Source organism: Brevundimonas sp., from assembly GCF_035998205.1.
Classification (GTDB): domain Bacteria; phylum Pseudomonadota; class Alphaproteobacteria; order Caulobacterales; family Caulobacteraceae; genus Brevundimonas.
On sequence record NZ_DASYHT010000002.1, the window covers coordinates 159,951 to 174,661 of the forward strand.

The 14,711-nt window shown below is 72.5% G+C and carries 18 protein-coding genes; 10 read left to right on the forward strand and 8 right to left on the reverse strand.

What is annotated here, in order from left to right; translation table 11 throughout:
- Positions 1-32: 32 nt before the first annotated feature.
- Complete coding sequence (locus tag VGN74_RS00870) at positions 33-1,232, reverse strand: efflux RND transporter periplasmic adaptor subunit (RefSeq protein ID WP_327445471.1); 1,200 nt, start codon at positions 1,230-1,232, stop codon at positions 33-35.
- Positions 1,233-1,381: 149 nt separating this feature from the next.
- On the opposite strand from VGN74_RS00870, the gene VGN74_RS00875 reads away from it, so the two are divergent.
- Both VGN74_RS00875 and thrB read left to right on the forward strand, forming a co-directional pair.
- Entirely contained in the window at positions 1,382-1,948 is a 567-nt protein-coding gene (locus VGN74_RS00875; protein ID WP_327445472.1) for a TetR family transcriptional regulator, read from the forward strand.
- 25 nt (positions 1,949-1,973) lie between these two features.
- Complete coding sequence (gene thrB / locus VGN74_RS00880; RefSeq protein WP_327445473.1) at positions 1,974-2,903, forward strand: homoserine kinase; 930 nt, start codon at positions 1,974-1,976, stop codon at positions 2,901-2,903.
- Positions 2,904-2,919: 16 nt separating this feature from the next.
- Here the strand turns inward: thrB and thrC are convergent, their stop codons facing one another.
- Positions 2,920-4,284, reverse strand: a complete 1,365-nt coding sequence (gene thrC / locus VGN74_RS00885; protein ID WP_327445474.1) for a threonine synthase — start codon at positions 4,282-4,284, stop codon at positions 2,920-2,922.
- A gap of 102 nt (positions 4,285-4,386) precedes the next feature.
- Here thrC and dusA point away from each other — a divergent pair, with 102 nt between their 5' ends.
- Together dusA and VGN74_RS00895 are read left to right on the forward strand one after the other, a co-directional pair.
- Positions 4,387-5,388, forward strand: coding sequence for a tRNA dihydrouridine(20/20a) synthase DusA (gene dusA / locus VGN74_RS00890; RefSeq protein ID WP_327445475.1), 1,002 nt, complete (start codon positions 4,387-4,389; stop codon positions 5,386-5,388).
- A complete protein-coding gene (locus VGN74_RS00895; protein WP_327445476.1) occupies positions 5,385-6,206 on the forward strand; it encodes a sulfite exporter TauE/SafE family protein in 822 nt (273 codons plus the stop codon). Before dusA ends, VGN74_RS00895 begins: the two co-directional genes overlap by 4 nt.
- Positions 6,207-6,226: 20 nt before the next feature.
- Here the strand turns inward: VGN74_RS00895 and VGN74_RS00900 are convergent, their stop codons facing one another.
- Positions 6,227-6,697, reverse strand: coding sequence for a TIGR02281 family clan AA aspartic protease (locus VGN74_RS00900; RefSeq protein ID WP_327445477.1), 471 nt, complete (start codon positions 6,695-6,697; stop codon positions 6,227-6,229).
- A 95-nt stretch (positions 6,698-6,792) separates the two neighbouring features.
- Positions 6,793-6,999 carry a DUF1289 domain-containing protein gene (locus VGN74_RS00905; protein ID WP_327445478.1) on the reverse strand — a complete coding sequence of 69 codons (207 nt, stop codon included), beginning with the start codon at positions 6,997-6,999 and terminating at the stop codon, positions 6,793-6,795.
- Positions 7,000-7,150: 151 nt separating this feature from the next.
- Between VGN74_RS00905 and VGN74_RS00910 the strand changes: the two genes are divergently transcribed.
- Together VGN74_RS00910 and VGN74_RS00915 are read left to right on the forward strand one after the other, a co-directional pair.
- Entirely contained in the window at positions 7,151-7,294 is a 144-nt protein-coding gene (locus VGN74_RS00910; protein ID WP_327445479.1) for a hypothetical protein, read from the forward strand.
- 85 nt (positions 7,295-7,379) lie between these two features.
- The gene (locus VGN74_RS00915; protein WP_327445480.1) at positions 7,380-10,316 is read left to right on the forward strand and encodes a hypothetical protein; all 2,937 of its coding nucleotides are present in this window, start codon (positions 7,380-7,382) and stop codon (positions 10,314-10,316) included.
- 37 nt (positions 10,317-10,353) lie between these two features.
- Here VGN74_RS00915 and VGN74_RS00920 read toward each other — a convergent pair whose 3' ends face one another.
- The 3 genes from VGN74_RS00920 to VGN74_RS00930 form a co-directional block, all read right to left on the reverse strand.
- Complete coding sequence (locus VGN74_RS00920) at positions 10,354-10,632, reverse strand: HU family DNA-binding protein (RefSeq protein ID WP_298276524.1); 279 nt, start codon at positions 10,630-10,632, stop codon at positions 10,354-10,356.
- A gap of 113 nt (positions 10,633-10,745) precedes the next feature.
- Positions 10,746-11,591 (reverse strand): flagellar type III secretion system pore protein FliP, encoded by an 846-nt coding sequence (gene fliP / locus VGN74_RS00925; protein ID WP_327445481.1) that lies wholly within the window; start codon positions 11,589-11,591, stop codon positions 10,746-10,748.
- Positions 11,588-11,857, reverse strand: a complete 270-nt coding sequence (locus VGN74_RS00930; protein WP_327445482.1) for a flagellar biosynthetic protein FliO — start codon at positions 11,855-11,857, stop codon at positions 11,588-11,590. Before VGN74_RS00930 ends, fliP begins: the two co-directional genes overlap by 4 nt.
- Before the next feature lie 134 nt (positions 11,858-11,991).
- Between VGN74_RS00930 and flgB the strand changes: the two genes are divergently transcribed.
- Genes flgB through VGN74_RS00945 form a run of 3 tightly spaced genes read left to right on the forward strand, consistent with a single transcriptional unit; the run spans position 11,992 to position 13,158 of the window.
- On the forward strand, positions 11,992-12,399 hold the full coding sequence (gene flgB / locus VGN74_RS00935; RefSeq protein ID WP_327445483.1) for a flagellar basal body rod protein FlgB: 408 nt from the start codon (positions 11,992-11,994) through the stop codon (positions 12,397-12,399).
- Between the two features lie 22 nt (positions 12,400-12,421).
- On the forward strand, positions 12,422-12,841 hold the full coding sequence (flgC, locus tag VGN74_RS00940; protein WP_414643512.1) for a flagellar basal body rod protein FlgC: 420 nt from the start codon (positions 12,422-12,424) through the stop codon (positions 12,839-12,841).
- An 11-nt stretch (positions 12,842-12,852) separates the two neighbouring features.
- Positions 12,853-13,158, forward strand: coding sequence for a flagellar hook-basal body complex protein FliE (locus tag VGN74_RS00945; RefSeq protein ID WP_327445484.1), 306 nt, complete (start codon positions 12,853-12,855; stop codon positions 13,156-13,158).
- A gap of 12 nt (positions 13,159-13,170) precedes the next feature.
- On the opposite strand, the gene VGN74_RS00950 is transcribed toward VGN74_RS00945, so the two are convergent.
- Positions 13,171-14,319: an acyltransferase gene (locus tag VGN74_RS00950; RefSeq protein ID WP_327445485.1), complete on the reverse strand. Its 1,149-nt coding sequence runs from the start codon at positions 14,317-14,319 to the stop codon at positions 13,171-13,173.
- Positions 14,320-14,446: 127 nt separating this feature from the next.
- On the opposite strand from VGN74_RS00950, the gene fliQ reads away from it, so the two are divergent.
- Entirely contained in the window at positions 14,447-14,710 is a 264-nt protein-coding gene (gene fliQ / locus VGN74_RS00955; protein ID WP_298276506.1) for a flagellar biosynthesis protein FliQ, read from the forward strand.
- Position 14,711 lies beyond the last annotated feature (1 nt).

Below are 14,711 nucleotides of genomic sequence, written 5' to 3' on the forward strand. Positions count from 1 at the left end.
TGGGAGGGGGCGATGGGGAGGCGTCGCGCGGCTCACCGCGAGGGCAGGGCGTTCGCGGGCGTGGCGGTCGCGGCCGGCGCGACGGTGACCGTCGGCGCCTCCGAACGGCCGGGCGCCGGAGTGATGCGGCCGGCCTGGGGCGTGACCTTCTGGCCGGGCATGGCCCGCTGCTGGCCGCCGATCACTACCCGGTCCGTGGCGCTCAGACCCGAGCGGATGACCCGCAGGCCGTCGCTGATCGGACCCAGCTCGACCGGACGGGGCGTGACCGTGCCGTCGGCGGCGACGACCAGCACGACCTTGCGGGTCTGGTCGGTGACGATGGCGCTGTCGGGCACCAGCAGGGCGTCATAGGCCTGAGAGCCGGCGACCCGCGCGGCGCCGAACATGCCGGGCCGCAGGAAGCCCTGCGGATTGGCCACCACGGCGCGCAGCCGGATGGTGCCCGAGGCGCCGTCCAGGGCGTTGTCGGTGAAGTCGAGGCGGCCGTTCCAGCGGTAATCCGGCTCGTCCTGCAGGCGGATGGAGACCGGCGTCGGGCGGCCATTGGCGCCCTGCCGCTGATACTTCAGCAGCAGCGCTTCGGAGCCCTCGAAGGCGAAATGCAGCGGGCCGTCGGCGACCACGGTGGTCAGGATGTCGCCGGCCGAGCTGCCGCCACCGATCAGGTTGCCCGGGTCGACGCGGCGATCGGAGACGCGGCCGGAGATGGGCGCCGTCACGCGGGTGAATTCGAGGTCGAGCCGGCGCGCCTGGACGGTCGAGCGGGCGGCGGCGAGATTGGCCTCGGCGGTGCGCAGGCCGGCGCGGTCGGCGTCGGCCTCGGCCTGGGAGACGGCCTGGCTGGCCAGCAGGCCCTCGGAGCGCGCGAAGCGGGCCCGCGCCAGCTCCAGCTGCGCCTCGGCCTGGGCCAGCTGGGCCTCGGCGGCCGCCAGCGCCGCCTGGGCGGGACGCGGGTCGAGGGTGAACAGCAGCTGGCCGCGCCGCACCATCTGGCCGTCGCGGAAGTGGACGGCCTGCACGTAGCCGCCCACGCGGGCGCGGACCTCGACGGCCTCGACGGCCTCGAAGCGGCCGGTGAACTCGTCCCACTCGACCACTTCCTGCTGCAGGGGCGTGGCGACGGTGACCGGGGGCGGGCCGGCCGGGGCCTGGGCCTCCGAGCGGGGCGCGCAACCGTGAAGGCCGCCCGTGATGAGGGCGGCGACCGCGAGAATCCTGAGGCTGCGCATGTGCGCTCCGAGATGTGTTGACGTTCGACGCGACCGCCGGCCGGGGAGGAGGCAGGTCAACAAGTGTTGACTAGATGCGCGCTGCGGCGGCGCTTGTCAACAGCCGATGACATGTCCATACCAAGGGCACGGACTTGCCGGAGATCACATTGAGTTTCGAAGCGCGCCCCCGGAACGCCGCCGCCACGCGGCAGGCCATCCTCGACGCGGCGACCGCCCGGTTCGAGCGCGAGGGCTATGATGATGTCGGCGTGCGCGACATCGCCCGCGACGCCGGCGTCGATCCGGCCCTGATCTCGCGCTACTTCGGCTCCAAGGAAGACCTGTTCGACGAGGTGCTGAACGTCTGCATGGCCGGCTCCGACCTGATGGACGGGCCGCGCGAGGACTTCGGCCGCCGCATGGCCCATGAGGTGGTTTTCGGCCCCTCCAAGGGCGACGCCAAGATGAAGGGGCTGCTGATCATGCTGCGCTCCATCGGGTCGGCCAAGGCGGCCGAGGTCATCCGGCGGTCGTCGCAGCGGTGCTTCTACGGCCCGTTCGCGGAGTGGCTGGGCGATCCCGACGCGGCGGTGCGGGCGCGGCTGGCGGGCGGGCTGATGATGGGCGTGAGCCTGAGCCGCGAGATCTCGGGCGGCTTCGACCTGTCGCCGGAGGAGTGCGAATCCCTGTGCTCGCGGCTGGCGGCTGCGCTACAGGACCTCGTCGACCACTGAGGGCGACGCGGGGGGTAGCGGATTCATGGCGGTCTTCACGCCGGTCACGCCGGACGAGGCGGCGGCCTTTCTGCAGGCCTGGGACGTGGGCGCGGTGCGCGACCTCCTGCCGATCGCCGAGGGCGTCGAAAACTCCAACTTCCGGCTCGAGACGACGCGTGGGCGCTTTGTCCTGACCCTGTTCGAGGGGCGCACCGACGCGGCCTCGCTGCCCTTCTGCCTCGGCCTGACCGGGCATCTGGCGCGGGCCGGGCGGCCAGCGGCGGAGCCGGTGGCGAACCGTGATGGCGCCCTGACCGGGGTGCTGAACGGGCGGGCGGCGGCGGTGGTGCGCTGGGTCGAGGGCGCCTGGCTGCGCGCCCCGACGGCGGCCGAGGTCGCCCTGGCCGGGGCCGAGCTGGCCCATCTGCATCTGACGGCCGCCGACTTCCCCCTGCAGCGCGCCAACCCCGTGGGGCCGGCGGCGGCCGCGGCGCTGGCGGCGCGCTGCCGCCTGAGGGCCGAAGGCGAGGACGCGGCGCGCCTCGATGTGCTGGACGCCGAGGTCGCCCGCTGGGCGGAGCTGCCGGACGACCTGCCCGGCGGGGCCATCCATGCCGACTACTTCCCCGACAATGTGCTGTTCGATCAGGGCCGCGTCTCGGGGGTGATCGACTTCTACTTCGCCTGCACCGGAGCCTGGGCCTGGGACCTGGCCATCGCCCTGGCGGCCTGGGCCTTCGACGCGGAGGGCCGGCTCATTCCGGAGGCGTTCGTCGCCTTCCAGCAGGGCTACGAGAGGGTGCGTCCCCTGTCCGACGCCGAGCGGGGCCGATTGCCGGCGCTGGGGCGGGCGGCGGCGACGCGCTTCACCCTGACCCGGCTGCACGACCGGCTGTTCCACGACCCGGCGGCGCTGGTCACGCCGAAGGACCCGACGCCCTTCTTCAGGCGACTGGAGACCTGGCCGGCGTGAGGCCGGTCGTGGACCGTCAGAGCGCGGAGAGCACCGCCGCCAGCTCGGGCTGCACCCGCGTCAGCCGCTCCGGCTTGCCGGCCAGCCCTTCCAGCACCCAGGCCGGGGGCGGGTCGCGGTGGGTCGAGTCGCGCACCGCCTCGGCGAACTTGGCCGGATGGGCCGTGGCCAGGGCCACGATCGGGCCCGGGGTGTCGAGCCGCCGCGCCGCGGCCAGGGCCACGGCCGTATGCGGGCAGACGATAAGCCCGGTTTCGGCGAGGGTGCGGCGCATTTCCTGCGCCGTCTCGGCCTCCCCGACCGACTGGGCCCCGACCTCGGCGCGCAGGCGGGTCAGCAGGTCGTCGTCCAGCTGCACCTCGCCCTCGCGGGCGAAGGTCTCGAACACGGCCCGGGTGCGCTCCGGGTCGCGGCCGGTCGCCTCGAACACCAGCCGCTCGAAGTTGGAGGGCGCCTGGACGTCCATGCTGACGCTCATGGTCGGCTGGGCCGCGGCGCGGGCGTAGACCCCGGTTTCCAGCGCCCGGGCGAGGGCGTCGTTGCGGTTGACCGCCGCCACCAGACCGCCGACCGGGACGCCCATGCGCCCGGCCGCCCAGCCGGCGAAGGCGTCGCCGAAGTTGCCGGTCGGCACGACATAGGTGGCGGGCGCTGTCACGCCGCGCGATCGCAGGGCGTGGGTGGCGACGGCGTAGTAGGGGATCTGGCCGGCCAGCCGCGCCCAGTTGATGGAGTTGACCGAGCTGACCCGGCCGGTCTCGCGCAGCGGCGCATGGGCCAGCAGCTGCTTCACCAGACGCTGGCAGTCGTCGAAGTCGCCGGCGACGCCCAGGTTCAGGACGTTGTCCGCCAGGCAGGTGGTCATCTGTCGCCGCTGCACCGGCGAGACCCGGTCGAGCGGGTGCAGCACGACCAGACGCACGTGGCTCATGCCCTCGAAGGCGCGCACGGCGGCGGCGCCGGTGTCGCCGCTGGTGGCCACGACCAGGGTGAGCTGCTCGCCGGAGCGGGTCAGGGCCGCCTCGGTCAGGCTGGCGGCCAGCTGCATGGCCAGGTCCTTGAACGCCGCCGTCGGGCCGTGGTGCAGCTCCAGCAGGCTGAGCCGGTCGGACAGGCGCACCAGCGGCGTCACCTCGATGGCGTCGAAGCCGGCCACCAGCCGCGACACGGCGCGCTCGATGGCGTCGGCCGGCAGGGCGTCGCCGGCGAAGGCGCGCATCACCTCGCGGGCGGTCACCGCATACTCGCCGCCGAGCGCCTCGGGCGACAGGACGGGCCAGGTCTCGGGCATGTAGAGCCCGCCGTCGGGAGCCAGGCCGTTCAGCAGGGCGTCGGTAAAATCCGCCTCGGGATGGCCGGAACGGGTGCTCAGATAGCGCATTCCGTGCTCATAGCGGGGCGTGGGGCCCGCGTCCAAGCCTCAGGACACCGGGATCATGGCCGAGGCTCGCGCTCCGGGCGGGTTCGGCCTATGTGACCGGCCATGGCCCCGCCGCCCGCCCATGCCTTCTCCGTCGCGCCGATGATGGACTGGACCGACCGTCACTGTCGGGCCTTCCATCGCGTGCTGAGCCGGCGCGCCCTGCTGTACACCGAGATGGTGACCGCGCCGGCGGTGATCCACGGCGACCGCGACCGGCTGCTCGGCTTCGACGCGGTGGAGCATCCTGTGGCGCTGCAGCTGGGCGGCTCGGACCCGGCCCAGCTGGCCGAGGCGGCGCGCATCGGCGCGGACTACGGCTATGACGAGATCAATCTGAATGTCGGCTGCCCGTCCGACCGCGTGCAGTCGGGCCGCTTCGGCGCCTGCCTGATGCGCGAGCCGGAGCTGGTGGCCGAGTGCATGGCGGCGATCCGCGCCGCCGTCTCCGTCCCCGCGACGGTCAAGTGCCGCATCGGGGTGGACGACCAGGACCCGGTCCAGAGCCTGTTCGGCCTCGTCGACGCCTGCGCCGCCGCCGGCGTCCGCCACTTCGTCGTCCATGCCCGCAAGGCCTGGCTGCAGGGGCTGTCGCCGAAGGAGAACCGGGACATCCCGCCGCTCGACTATCCGCTGGTGCACCGGCTGAAGGCGGAACGGCCGGGGCTGGAGATCGTCCTGAACGGCGGGCTCGAGACGCTGGACATGGCGCAGGAGGCGGGGCAGGGCCTCGACGGCGTCATGCTGGGCCGCGCGGCCTATCACACGCCCGCGCTGCTGGGCGAGGTCGACCGGCGGGTGTTCGGGGCGGACACGCCCGACGTCGACGCCCATGCGGCGCTGGAGGCCTACCGGCCGTATCTGGCGGCGCGGCTGGCCGAGGGCGTCCCGCTGCCGGCCATGGCGCGGCACATGCTGGGCCTCATGCACGGACGCCCCGGCGCCCGCGCCTTCCGCCGCATCCTGACCGTCGAGAGCGTCCGCCCGGGGGCCGGGCTGGAGGTGGTCGACGCCGCCGCCGCGGCGGTGCGCGAGGCCGAGGCGCGCCGGACCGAGGCGGCGTGATCCCGACGCCGGGCGAGCTGGCGCTGCTGGTCGCCGCCCTCGCCGGGGCGGGCGTCCTCGCCGGTCTGGTGGCCGGCCTGTTCGGGGTCGGGGGCGGCACGGTCATCGTGCCGGCCCTGTTCTACGCCTTCGCCGTGCTCGGCCTCGGCGGCGAGGCCAATCTGCACGTCGCGGTCGGCAGCTCCCTGGCGGTGATCATCGCCACCTCCTGGCGTTCGCTGCGGGCCCACCGGAGTCACGGCGCGGTGGACGAGCGGGTGCTGCGGCGCTGGACGCCCTGGGTGGCCGGCGGGGCCCTGCTGGGGGCCGCACTGGCCGGGATCGCCTCGCAGGCGGCGCTCGGCATCGTCTATGGCGTCAGTCTCGCGGTGGTGGCGGTGCAGATGGGCCTGCTGCCGGAGCGCTTCACCCTCGCAAACGATCTGCCGGATGGCTGGGGACGGCGCGCCCTCGGGACCGTGATTGGCGGTCTGTCCGCCATGATGGGCGTCGGCGGCGGGTCGCTGGGCGGCATGGTCATGACCCTGTGCGGCCGGCCGATCCATCAGGCGGTGGCGACCGCCTCGGGCTTCGGCCTCGCCATCGGCATTCCCGCGGCGCTCGGCTTTGTGGCGGCCGGCTGGGGCGCGGAGGGGCGGCCGCCCCTGTCGCTCGGCTACGTCAACATCCCGGCGGTGGTGCTGATGGGAACGCTGACCACGGCGGTCGCGCCGTGGGGCGCGCGGCTGGCGCACCGGCTGCCGAAGCGCGTCCTGAGGCGGGCCTTCGCCGTCTTCCTCGCCCTGACGGCCCTGTCGGTGGCGCTCAAGGCGCTCTGACGCGGCTTCAGGGGTGTGGCTCAGGGGCGCAGGACGAGGGCGCCCTCGCGCGCCTCGAAGGCGGACAGCCGTCCGAGATAGCTCATGCCCAGCAGGGAGTGGGGCAGGCCCTCCGGAACCACGAGGGCCTCGACGTTCTCGATCACCGCATCGCCCACGGCGACCCGGGCGAGGCGCACGGGAGCGGCGCGGGTCTCGCCGCTGGCGGTGCGCAGCCGTTGGACATAGGCGGTCGGCGGCGGCAGTACGCCCAGCCGGGCGGCGTCGGCCGGGGTCAGGGCCACGAAGCTGGCGCCGGTGTCCACCATCAGGCGGACGCTGCGGCCGTCGATCTCCGCCTCGGCCCAGAAGTGTCCGTCGGCGGCCTTGTGCGCGGCGGCGTCCCCCGCGGGGACCGGGCGTGCGTCCAGACGCTGCATCCAGCCCGCGGTAAGGAGGGCGGCGGCGGTGGCGACGCCGACGACGATGACCGGCTGGCGGCGAAGGGACATGGGGCCTCACGCGGACACTGACCGCGCTTCTGCGGCCGGAGCCTGTCTACCCCGGCGCCTGTTGGCGTCCGGTCAACGGCTGTGGTTACCGGGCCTTAAGGCGCGATGTTGCGGAACGCCTCCGGCAGCTGCCCGCGGCGGCCCGGCAGGTCGGCGAGGATTCGCTCGCGTTCCGCCGGCTCCAGCTTCGCCCAGCCGGCGATCTCCCCGAGGGTGCGCAGACAGCCGAGGCAGAGGCCCGAGGCTCCATCGACCGTACAGACCTTGATGCAGGGTGTCGGGATCGATCGCGTTTGTGACATATAAAAAAAAGACCCTCCGAAAACGGATCAAAAAACCTTGCAACTTTCGCCGGCAGGCGCCATTCTACCCTCGGACGCGAAACGACTAAGAGGGTGAAAACCCCTGCAAGCACGCCGTGTCTCCTTTCAACGATCCAGACAGGAGACGCTTATGGACGACCGTGAAAAAAGACTGCAGCACGCCATGGTGTCTTTCGCCATGCTGGGCGGGCTGCTCGTGCGATCCCCCTATCCCCAGTCGACGCCGTCGCGGCATTTCGAGCCCCTGAAACCGCCGAGTCCGCGCAAGGACTGAGGCCCGCTGGCCCCCTGCGACCGGACGTCTGCAGTCATCAAGCGTTAACCGCGGCGCAACCGACCTCGGTCAAGGTCGCGGCGACATGTCCGCTCCCCGGTCCAGACCGCGCGCGCTGAGAGCCGCCGTCGCCCTGACGGCGGCCGGCACCGCCGCCCTTGCGCCGCTTGCGCCGCTGCCCCTGGCGATGGCGCAGGAGGCGGACGAGCCCGTTCTCGAACCCCTCGCCATCCGCATCGGCCAGACCGAGGCCTTTGCGCGTCTTGAGTTCGCCGGTGTGGTCGGGGCCCGCGCGCGGGTCCGCCGCGAGGGGACCAATGTGGTCATCCGCGTCGGCACGACAGCGGCGCCTGATCTCTCGCGCCTGCGCCTCGATCCGCCCCCCGCGATCGAGGAGGTGCAGACCCGTTCGGTCAGCGGCGGCACCGAGATCGTCCTAAGCCTCAAGCCGGGCGCAGATGTGCGCACCGGCGCCGCCGACGGCGCGGTCTGGCTGAACCTGTATGCGCCGGGTCAGGCGCCCGCCCCGGCCGAGGGCGAGGCCCCGGCCGTCGCCGCGGCGGTGGTGCGGACCCAGGTCGAGGGCGACCGGCTCGACATCGGCTTCGGATTCGGCAGTCCGGTGCCGGCCGCCGTGTTTCGGCGCGGCGAGGCGGTCTGGGTGGTGTTCGACGCGCCGGGCCGGCTGGAGGTGCCGCGCGAGCTCGACCTCGGCCCCGCCAGCGATTTGCGCTGGGCCGCGGGGCCCGACTATGTGGTGGTGCGCATCGCCGCCCCCGAGGCCCTGGCGGTATCGGCCCGCGACGAGGGCAGCGGCTGGGTCGTCTCGATCGGCGGCCTGCCGACCGGTCGCAGCGGCGTGGTCATCGGACGCGATGATGATTCCGGGCCGGCCGAGCTGGTGGCGCAGATGGCGGGCGCGACCCGGGCCATCTGGCTGACCGACCCGCTGGTCGGCGACCGCTTCGCCGTGGTGCCGGCGCGCGGACCCGCGAAGGGCCTGGACGCCTCGCGTCGCACGCGCGAGGTCGCCCTGCCGGTCACGGCCCAGGGGCTCGCCATCGAGACCCCGGTGGAGGATCTGACCGTCCAGGCCGACGGCGACCTGGTGCGGATCGGGCGGCCCGGCGGTCTGGCCCTGTCGCCGCCGTCCGCCGCCCTCGAGACGGCGGAGGCGACCGATGCCCGCGCCCCGCGCCGGGCTGACTACCCGGCCCTGATCCTGGAACAGTGGGCCGAGGTGGGCGAGGACGGCTTCGTCGCCCGCCATCGCGCCCTGCAGGCCGCGGCGCTCGCCGAGGAAGCGGCCTCGACCGAGAATGGACGGACCCCGATCGAGGCGCGTCTGGCCTTCGCCCGTTTTCTCCTGGCCAAGGACCTCGGCTTCGAGGCCATCGGCGTGCTCAATGCGCTGGCGTCGAAGCCCGGCCTGTCGGGCGAGCCCGAGCTGCGCGGGCTGCGCGGGGCGGCGCGGGCCTCTGTGGGGCGGCTGGAGGAAGCGAGCGCGGACTTCGCCGCCGGCGGCCTGAGCACGGATCCCTCCGCCCGCGTCTGGCGCGGTTACATCGCCGCTCAGCAGGCCGACTGGGAGACCGCGCGCCGCGAGTTCGCCGCCGGCGCCGCCACCATCGACGCCTTCCCGCCGGTGTGGCGGGCCCGGTTCGCCGCCGCCCACGCCCTGGCGGCGCTGGAGACGGGCGATCTCGAAGGCGCCCGCTCGCTGCTGTCCTACGTCTTCGCTCAGGACATCCCGCCCGAGGAGCAGCTGGCGGCGCGGCTGGTGCAGGCGAAATGGTTCGAGCTCAAGGGCGAGGCCGCCCGGGCCCTCGCGGTCTACAAGGCGGTGGGCCGCGCGCCGCTGGACGGTATTTCGACGCCGGCGAAGCTGGCCGCTGTCCGCATGGAGCTGGCCAAGGGCGAGATCGACGCGGTCGAGGCGGCGCGGCGGCTGGAGCCGCTGAAGTGGCGCTGGCGCGGCGACGCCACCGAGCTGCAGCTGATCCGCACGCTGGGCCAGATCTATCTGTCCCAGGGCCTCTACCGCGAGGGCATGACGACCCTGAAGGCCGGGACCGGACGCCTGATCAACCTGCCCGAGGCGGCGGCGGTGCAGCAGGACCTGGCGGCGGCCTTCCGCACCCTGTTCATCGACGGAGCCGCCGACGGCCTGCAACCGATCCAGGCGCTGGCCCTGTTCTACGATTTCCGCGAGCTGACCCCCGTCGGGGCCGAGGGCGACGACATGGTCCGCCGTCTGTCGCGGCGCCTGGTGTCGGTCGACCTGCTGGGGCCCGCCGCCGAGCTCTTGCAGTACCAGGTCGACCAGCGGCTGGAGGGCGTCGCCAAGGCCCAGGTCGCGACGGACCTGGCGACTATCTACCTGATGAACCGCGAGGCGGAGAAGGCGCTGCAGGCGGTCTGGGCCTCGCGCACGACCTTGCTGCCCAGCGCCCTGAACGCCGAGCGGCGGGCGATCGAGGCTCGGGCGCTGATGAGCCTTGGCCGCTTCGATCACGCCATGGAGGTGCTGGGCGACGCCCGCGATCCGGCGGCGGACGACGTGCGGGGCGACATCCTGTGGAAGCAGGAGAAGTACGCCGAGGCCGCGGCCCTGTACGAGCGCCGGCTCGGGGACCGCTGGCGCGCCGGGGGGCGTCTCGACGCTGCGGATGAGAGCCGCCTGCTGCGGGCGGGCGTCGGTTACTCGCTGGGGGGCGATGCGGCCGGCCTGCGGCGGCTGTCGACCAACTACGGACCGTTTGTGGCGGGGGCGCGCAATCCGGCGGCGCTGCGCGTGGCGCTGGCCATCGGCGACGAGGGCCCGCCGGCGTCGGACTTCGCCGCCCTGGCGACGCGCCTCGACACCTTCACCGGCTGGGTCAGCGAGATGAAGACCCGCTTCCGTCAGCAGCAGGCGGAAGCTCCGGGCGGCGCAGCGCCGGCAGCCGACGCCGGAACGCAAACCGGGGCCGGCGCTGCGGCGCCGACCCCGGCTCGTCAGGCCGCCGCGACGGGCGCCTGAGGGTCGTCAGGCGGGACGCCGGGCGTCCCGCGCAGGATCAGCCGTTGACGGCGTCCTTGAGCGGCTTCGAGACGCGGAAGCGCACGGCCTTGGAGGCCGGGATCTTGATCGTCGCGCCGGTGGCCGGGTTGCGGCCTTCACGGGCGGCGCGGGCCGCGGTGTCGAACACGCCGAGGTTCGAGATGCGAACTTCGCCGCCCGACTTCAGGCTCTTGTGGATGTTGTCGACGATCGCGGCCAGCACGCGGCCGGCGTCGGCCTGCGAGACGCCGGCTTCCTTGGCGACGGCGGCGATCAGTTCAGCTTGAGTGGTCATGGGGTCGTTTCCGTTTCTGGTCGCCCGAATCCGGGCGAAGACCGGGCGATCAACACGCGTTTCCCCCGGCTTGGCAAGCTGCAGCGCCGAAGAAGCCCCCGCGGGCTGGGGATTCAGCCGCTGCCGGAGGCCGCGCGGAAGCTCTCCACGAGGCTGCCGGCGACCAGTCGCCAGCCGTCGACGAGGACGAAAAAGATCAGCTTGAACGGCAGCGAAATGATCACCGGCGGCAGCATCATCATACCCATCGACATGAGCACGCTGGCGACCACCAGATCGATCACAAGGAACGGAACGAAAAGGAGAAATCCGATCGTGAAGGCCCGTTTCAGCTCGCTGATCATGAACGCCGGAATGACGGTCCGCAGGGGCAGGTCCTCCACGTTGTCGGTGGCCTCGATGCGGCTCAGCCGGACGAACAGTTCGAGGTCCCCGCGCTCCACCTGGGTCAGCATGAAGGTCTTTACCGGCTCCGATGCCGCATCGAAGGCCTGGGGCAGCTCCATCTGCTGATCCAGCAGGGGGCGGATGCCCGAATCATAGGCGTCCTGCCAGGTCGGGGCCATGACGATGGCCGACAGGAACAGGGCCAGGGACACCAGCACCGCGTTCGGCGGTGACTGCTGCAGGCCCAGCGCGGTCCGCAGCAGCGAAAGGACCACGATGATGCGCACGAAGCTGGTGGTCATGATGACGATCGACGGCGCCAGCGACAGGACGGTGATCAGCCCGATCAGCTGCACCACGCGCTCAGTCAGACCGGCGCCCGTACCGAGGTCGATGTTCAGGGCGGTGCCGCTGCCGGCCGCGGCCTGGGCGAGGGCGGCGATCGGCCACACGAGGCAGAGGGCGGTGACGATCAGCGACAGCAGGGCGGCGCGCTTCAGCTCCGCCCGGGTGGGCAGGGCGAACAGCTTCGGCTTCCCGCTCCGGTGACGGGGGGCGGCGCTGGCCGTCATTTGCCCGGTCCCCGCGGCTCGATCAGCTCCCGGCCCTCGCCGAGCAGCAGCAGCCGCTCCTCGGCGTCGACCCGCACCAGAACCAGGCGTCGGGCGGGATCCAGCACCAGCGTCTCGATGACCTGCAGGCGGCGTTCGCCGCGCTGGGTCTGCAGGCGCGCGAGCAGCTGCGGGGCGTAACGGCGCGCGCCCCAGGCCGCCAGCCCGATCAGCCCGAGGGTGAAAGCGAGGCCGAAGGCGGCGCGGATGAAATCGAGAAGCTGCATCGGGCGGCCCGGAAGGTGGAAGCCCGAGTGTTAACGGGGACGGTTAACGCCGCGTTTAGATAACCCGCCGTTAACCATGGCCCCGGCATTTTCTGCCCAGACCTGCAACGGGCAGGATGCGGGAGGACCGCGGGATGAGCGTCAACGATCTGCCGCTGATGCAGGCGCTCCGGGGCCGGCTGTCGTGGCTGGACCAGCGCCAGCGCGTGATCGCAGAGAACGTCGCCAATGCCGACACGCCCGGCTATGCGGCGCGTGACCTGCGCGCGCCGACCGACTTCGCCCGGGCGCTGCAGACTGCCGGCGGTCTGCAGATGGCCCGTACGACCTCGACCCACCTGACCCCGCCGAACCGGGGCCCGGGGCGCTTTGAAGCGCGCACCACGCCCGACTCGGAAACCACCCTCGACGGCAATTCGGTGGTGGTCGAGGAGCAGATGCTGAAGATGGCCGAGAGCCGCATGGCCTATGACGCGGCGATCGGCTTCTACCAGAAGTCCATGCAGATGGTCCGGCTGGCCGCGCGCCCGCCGGGCCGCTGATTCCGGCGCAGGAGAGACCTGAATGAGCGATCCCGTCGGCCCCCAGAACCCGGCCATGGCCGCCGCCGCCACGGCGCTGCGGGCGCAGCAGTCGCGTATGCGCGTGATCGCCGAAAACATCGCCAACGCCCAGTCCACGGCGCTGCAGCCGGGCGGCGAGCCCTATCGCCGGCGGGTACCGGTGTTCCAGGCGCGTGAGCTGAACGGGGCCACCGGCGTCGCCCTCGCCGAGGTCCGTGACGACCCCAGCGACTTCCGTCTGGAGTACGACCCCCAGCACCCGGCGGCCAACGCCGAGGGCTACGTCCTGCGGCCCAACGTCAACACGCTGATCGAGAGCATGGACATGCGCGAGGCGCAGCGCGCCTACGAGGCCAATCTGAACGTCATCGAGACGGCGCGCGCCATGGAGCAGCGCACCCTCGACCTGCTGAAGCGCTGAGGAGCTGACCGATGAGCCCGATGGCGGCGATCAAGGCGTATCAGGCCGCGGCGACCGGCGCGGCCGGCCCGGCCGGCGGTCCCGGCGCGGTTCAGGGTGGCCCCGGCTTCGCCGAGCTGCTGGACGGGGTCATGACCAATGCGGTCAACCAGTCGCGCCAGGCCGAGCAGCAGATGAGCATGGCCGTGCAGGGCCGGGCCGAGCTGATCGACGTGGTCACCGCCGTGGCCTCGGCCGAGGCCTCGCTGGAAACGGTGATGGCCGTGCGCGACCAGGTGATCCAGGCCTACCAGGAAATCATGCGCATGCCGATCTGACGGCGGCGCGGCTCAGCTTTCCGCCGGCAGCGCCGGGCCCTCCGTCGACGGCCGCCGCCGGCGCTTCGCCCGCCAGTCGCGGATGCGCGCCTGCAGCGGCTGGTCGACCAGATCATTGAACGCGAAGGCGAAGACGAAGGCGGCCAGCACGCCGGCGCCCCACAGGCCCCACTGCACCGGCTCGGACAGTCCGAAGCGCGCCACGGCGACGTTCACGGCGCCGAACCAGGCGATGCGCACCACCTCATTGCTGATGAACAGGGCGAAGGACACCACGGCCGCCCGCTCGATCAGGCGCGACGGGCGCGTCACCGGGATGGCCCCGGCGGCGAGGATGATCAGGCTGATGAAGACCAGCGAGATGAGCGCGTGCTTGTCGAACGCCTGCACCGTCGCCAGGCCGATGGCCGCGGCGAGCAGGGTCACGCGGGCCAGCCGCGGCGCGATCCACACCCGCTCGGCGAACACCGCCAGCGCCATCCCCAGCAGGAACAGGGGCAGGGCCCGGATCAGGCCATAGGCCATGGGCATCTGGTAGACCGGATAGTCCAGCAGCGCCCAGGTCAGGGCGTTGGCCAGCAGATAGAGCCCCGCCATGCCGGCCAGGGCGGTCCACGGGCCGAGGCGGTGCAACGCCTGCAGCAGCCACGGGAACACCAGGTAGCAGCCGATCAGGGCCGAGATCGACCAGGAGGGGGCGTTCCAGCCGAGGCCGCCGGGCACGCCCAGCGACTGCGTCAGGGTCAGCTGCGCCGGCAGCTGGTCCCAGCGGAACCATTCGGGATTGCGCGGGGCGAAGCCGAGCGCCGCGCCGGCCAGCACCAGGGCGACGAGGCCCAGTCCCATCATCAGATGGGCCGGAAACACCCGCAGTGTGCGCTTCAGGAAGAAGTCGAGCCCGCTCATGCGGCCGGACGCCACCCGGGCCCCGTAAACCCGCATCAGCACATAGCCTGAATCGATCAGGAAGAAGTTGGTCAGCAGGAAGCCGCCGCGCTCGAACACCGGGTGGACGGTCTCGGCCAGGGCGTGCGGCCCGGCCGCCTGGAAGTGGTGCAGCACGATCAGACTGGCCACGATGAACCGGAGGGCGTCGAGCCAGCCGCCGCGCGCGATCGTCGGGGGCGTCTCATTACGGGTCGAAATTGCGGTCCAGGCCATGGCGTGCGGCTCCTTCACGGCCCGCGCCGCAAGGTCCAGGCCACGCCGGTTAGGACCCTGTTAACCACGGCCCCGGCATTTTCTGCCCGGTGGCGACGACGTCGCCGCCCGGGGTTGGGAGTGTTTCATGAGCGGCGCGGAGGTTCTGGACGTCGGGCGCGATGCGCTCTGGCTCACCATCCAGCTGTGCGCGCCGGTGCTGCTGGTCGGTCTCGTGGTCGGCGTGGTCATCGGCCTGTTCCAGGCCCTGACGCAGATCCAGGAACAGACCCTGATCTACGCGCCCAAGATCCTGGCCATCTTCGTCTCGATCCTGCTGTTCCTGCCGTTGATGGGGGCGCTGCTCGGGAGCTTCATGCGCGAGATCGCGGCCCGTATCTCGGGCATGTAGG

Bases quoted from the DNA above. Each gene is read 5' to 3' on its own strand.
- VGN74_RS00870 (WP_327445471.1), bottom strand. From the start codon at position 1,232: ATGCGCAGCCTCAGGATTCTCGCGGTCGCCGCCCTCATCACGGGCGGC.
- thrB (WP_327445473.1), top strand. From the start codon at position 1,974: ATGGCGGTCTTCACGCCGGTCACGCCGGACGAGGCGGCGGCCTTTCTG.
- thrC (WP_327445474.1), bottom strand. From the start codon at position 4,284: ATGCGCTATCTGAGCACCCGTTCCGGCCATCCCGAGGCGGATTTTACC.
- dusA (WP_327445475.1), top strand. From the start codon at position 4,387: ATGGCCCCGCCGCCCGCCCATGCCTTCTCCGTCGCGCCGATGATGGAC.
- VGN74_RS00900 (WP_327445477.1), bottom strand. From the start codon at position 6,697: ATGTCCCTTCGCCGCCAGCCGGTCATCGTCGTCGGCGTCGCCACCGCC.
- VGN74_RS00905 (WP_327445478.1), bottom strand. From the start codon at position 6,999: ATGTCACAAACGCGATCGATCCCGACACCCTGCATCAAGGTCTGTACG.
- VGN74_RS00910 (WP_327445479.1), top strand. From the start codon at position 7,151: ATGGACGACCGTGAAAAAAGACTGCAGCACGCCATGGTGTCTTTCGCC.
- VGN74_RS00915 (WP_327445480.1), top strand. From the start codon at position 7,380: ATGTCCGCTCCCCGGTCCAGACCGCGCGCGCTGAGAGCCGCCGTCGCC.
- VGN74_RS00920 (WP_298276524.1), bottom strand. From the start codon at position 10,632: ATGACCACTCAAGCTGAACTGATCGCCGCCGTCGCCAAGGAAGCCGGC.
- fliP (WP_327445481.1), bottom strand. From the start codon at position 11,591: ATGACGGCCAGCGCCGCCCCCCGTCACCGGAGCGGGAAGCCGAAGCTG.
- VGN74_RS00930 (WP_327445482.1), bottom strand. From the start codon at position 11,857: ATGCAGCTTCTCGATTTCATCCGCGCCGCCTTCGGCCTCGCTTTCACC.
- flgB (WP_327445483.1), top strand. From the start codon at position 11,992: ATGAGCGTCAACGATCTGCCGCTGATGCAGGCGCTCCGGGGCCGGCTG.
- flgC (WP_414643512.1), top strand. From the start codon at position 12,422: ATGAGCGATCCCGTCGGCCCCCAGAACCCGGCCATGGCCGCCGCCGCC.
- VGN74_RS00945 (WP_327445484.1), top strand. From the start codon at position 12,853: ATGAGCCCGATGGCGGCGATCAAGGCGTATCAGGCCGCGGCGACCGGC.
- VGN74_RS00950 (WP_327445485.1), bottom strand. From the start codon at position 14,319: ATGGCCTGGACCGCAATTTCGACCCGTAATGAGACGCCCCCGACGATC.
- fliQ (WP_298276506.1), top strand. From the start codon at position 14,447: ATGAGCGGCGCGGAGGTTCTGGACGTCGGGCGCGATGCGCTCTGGCTC.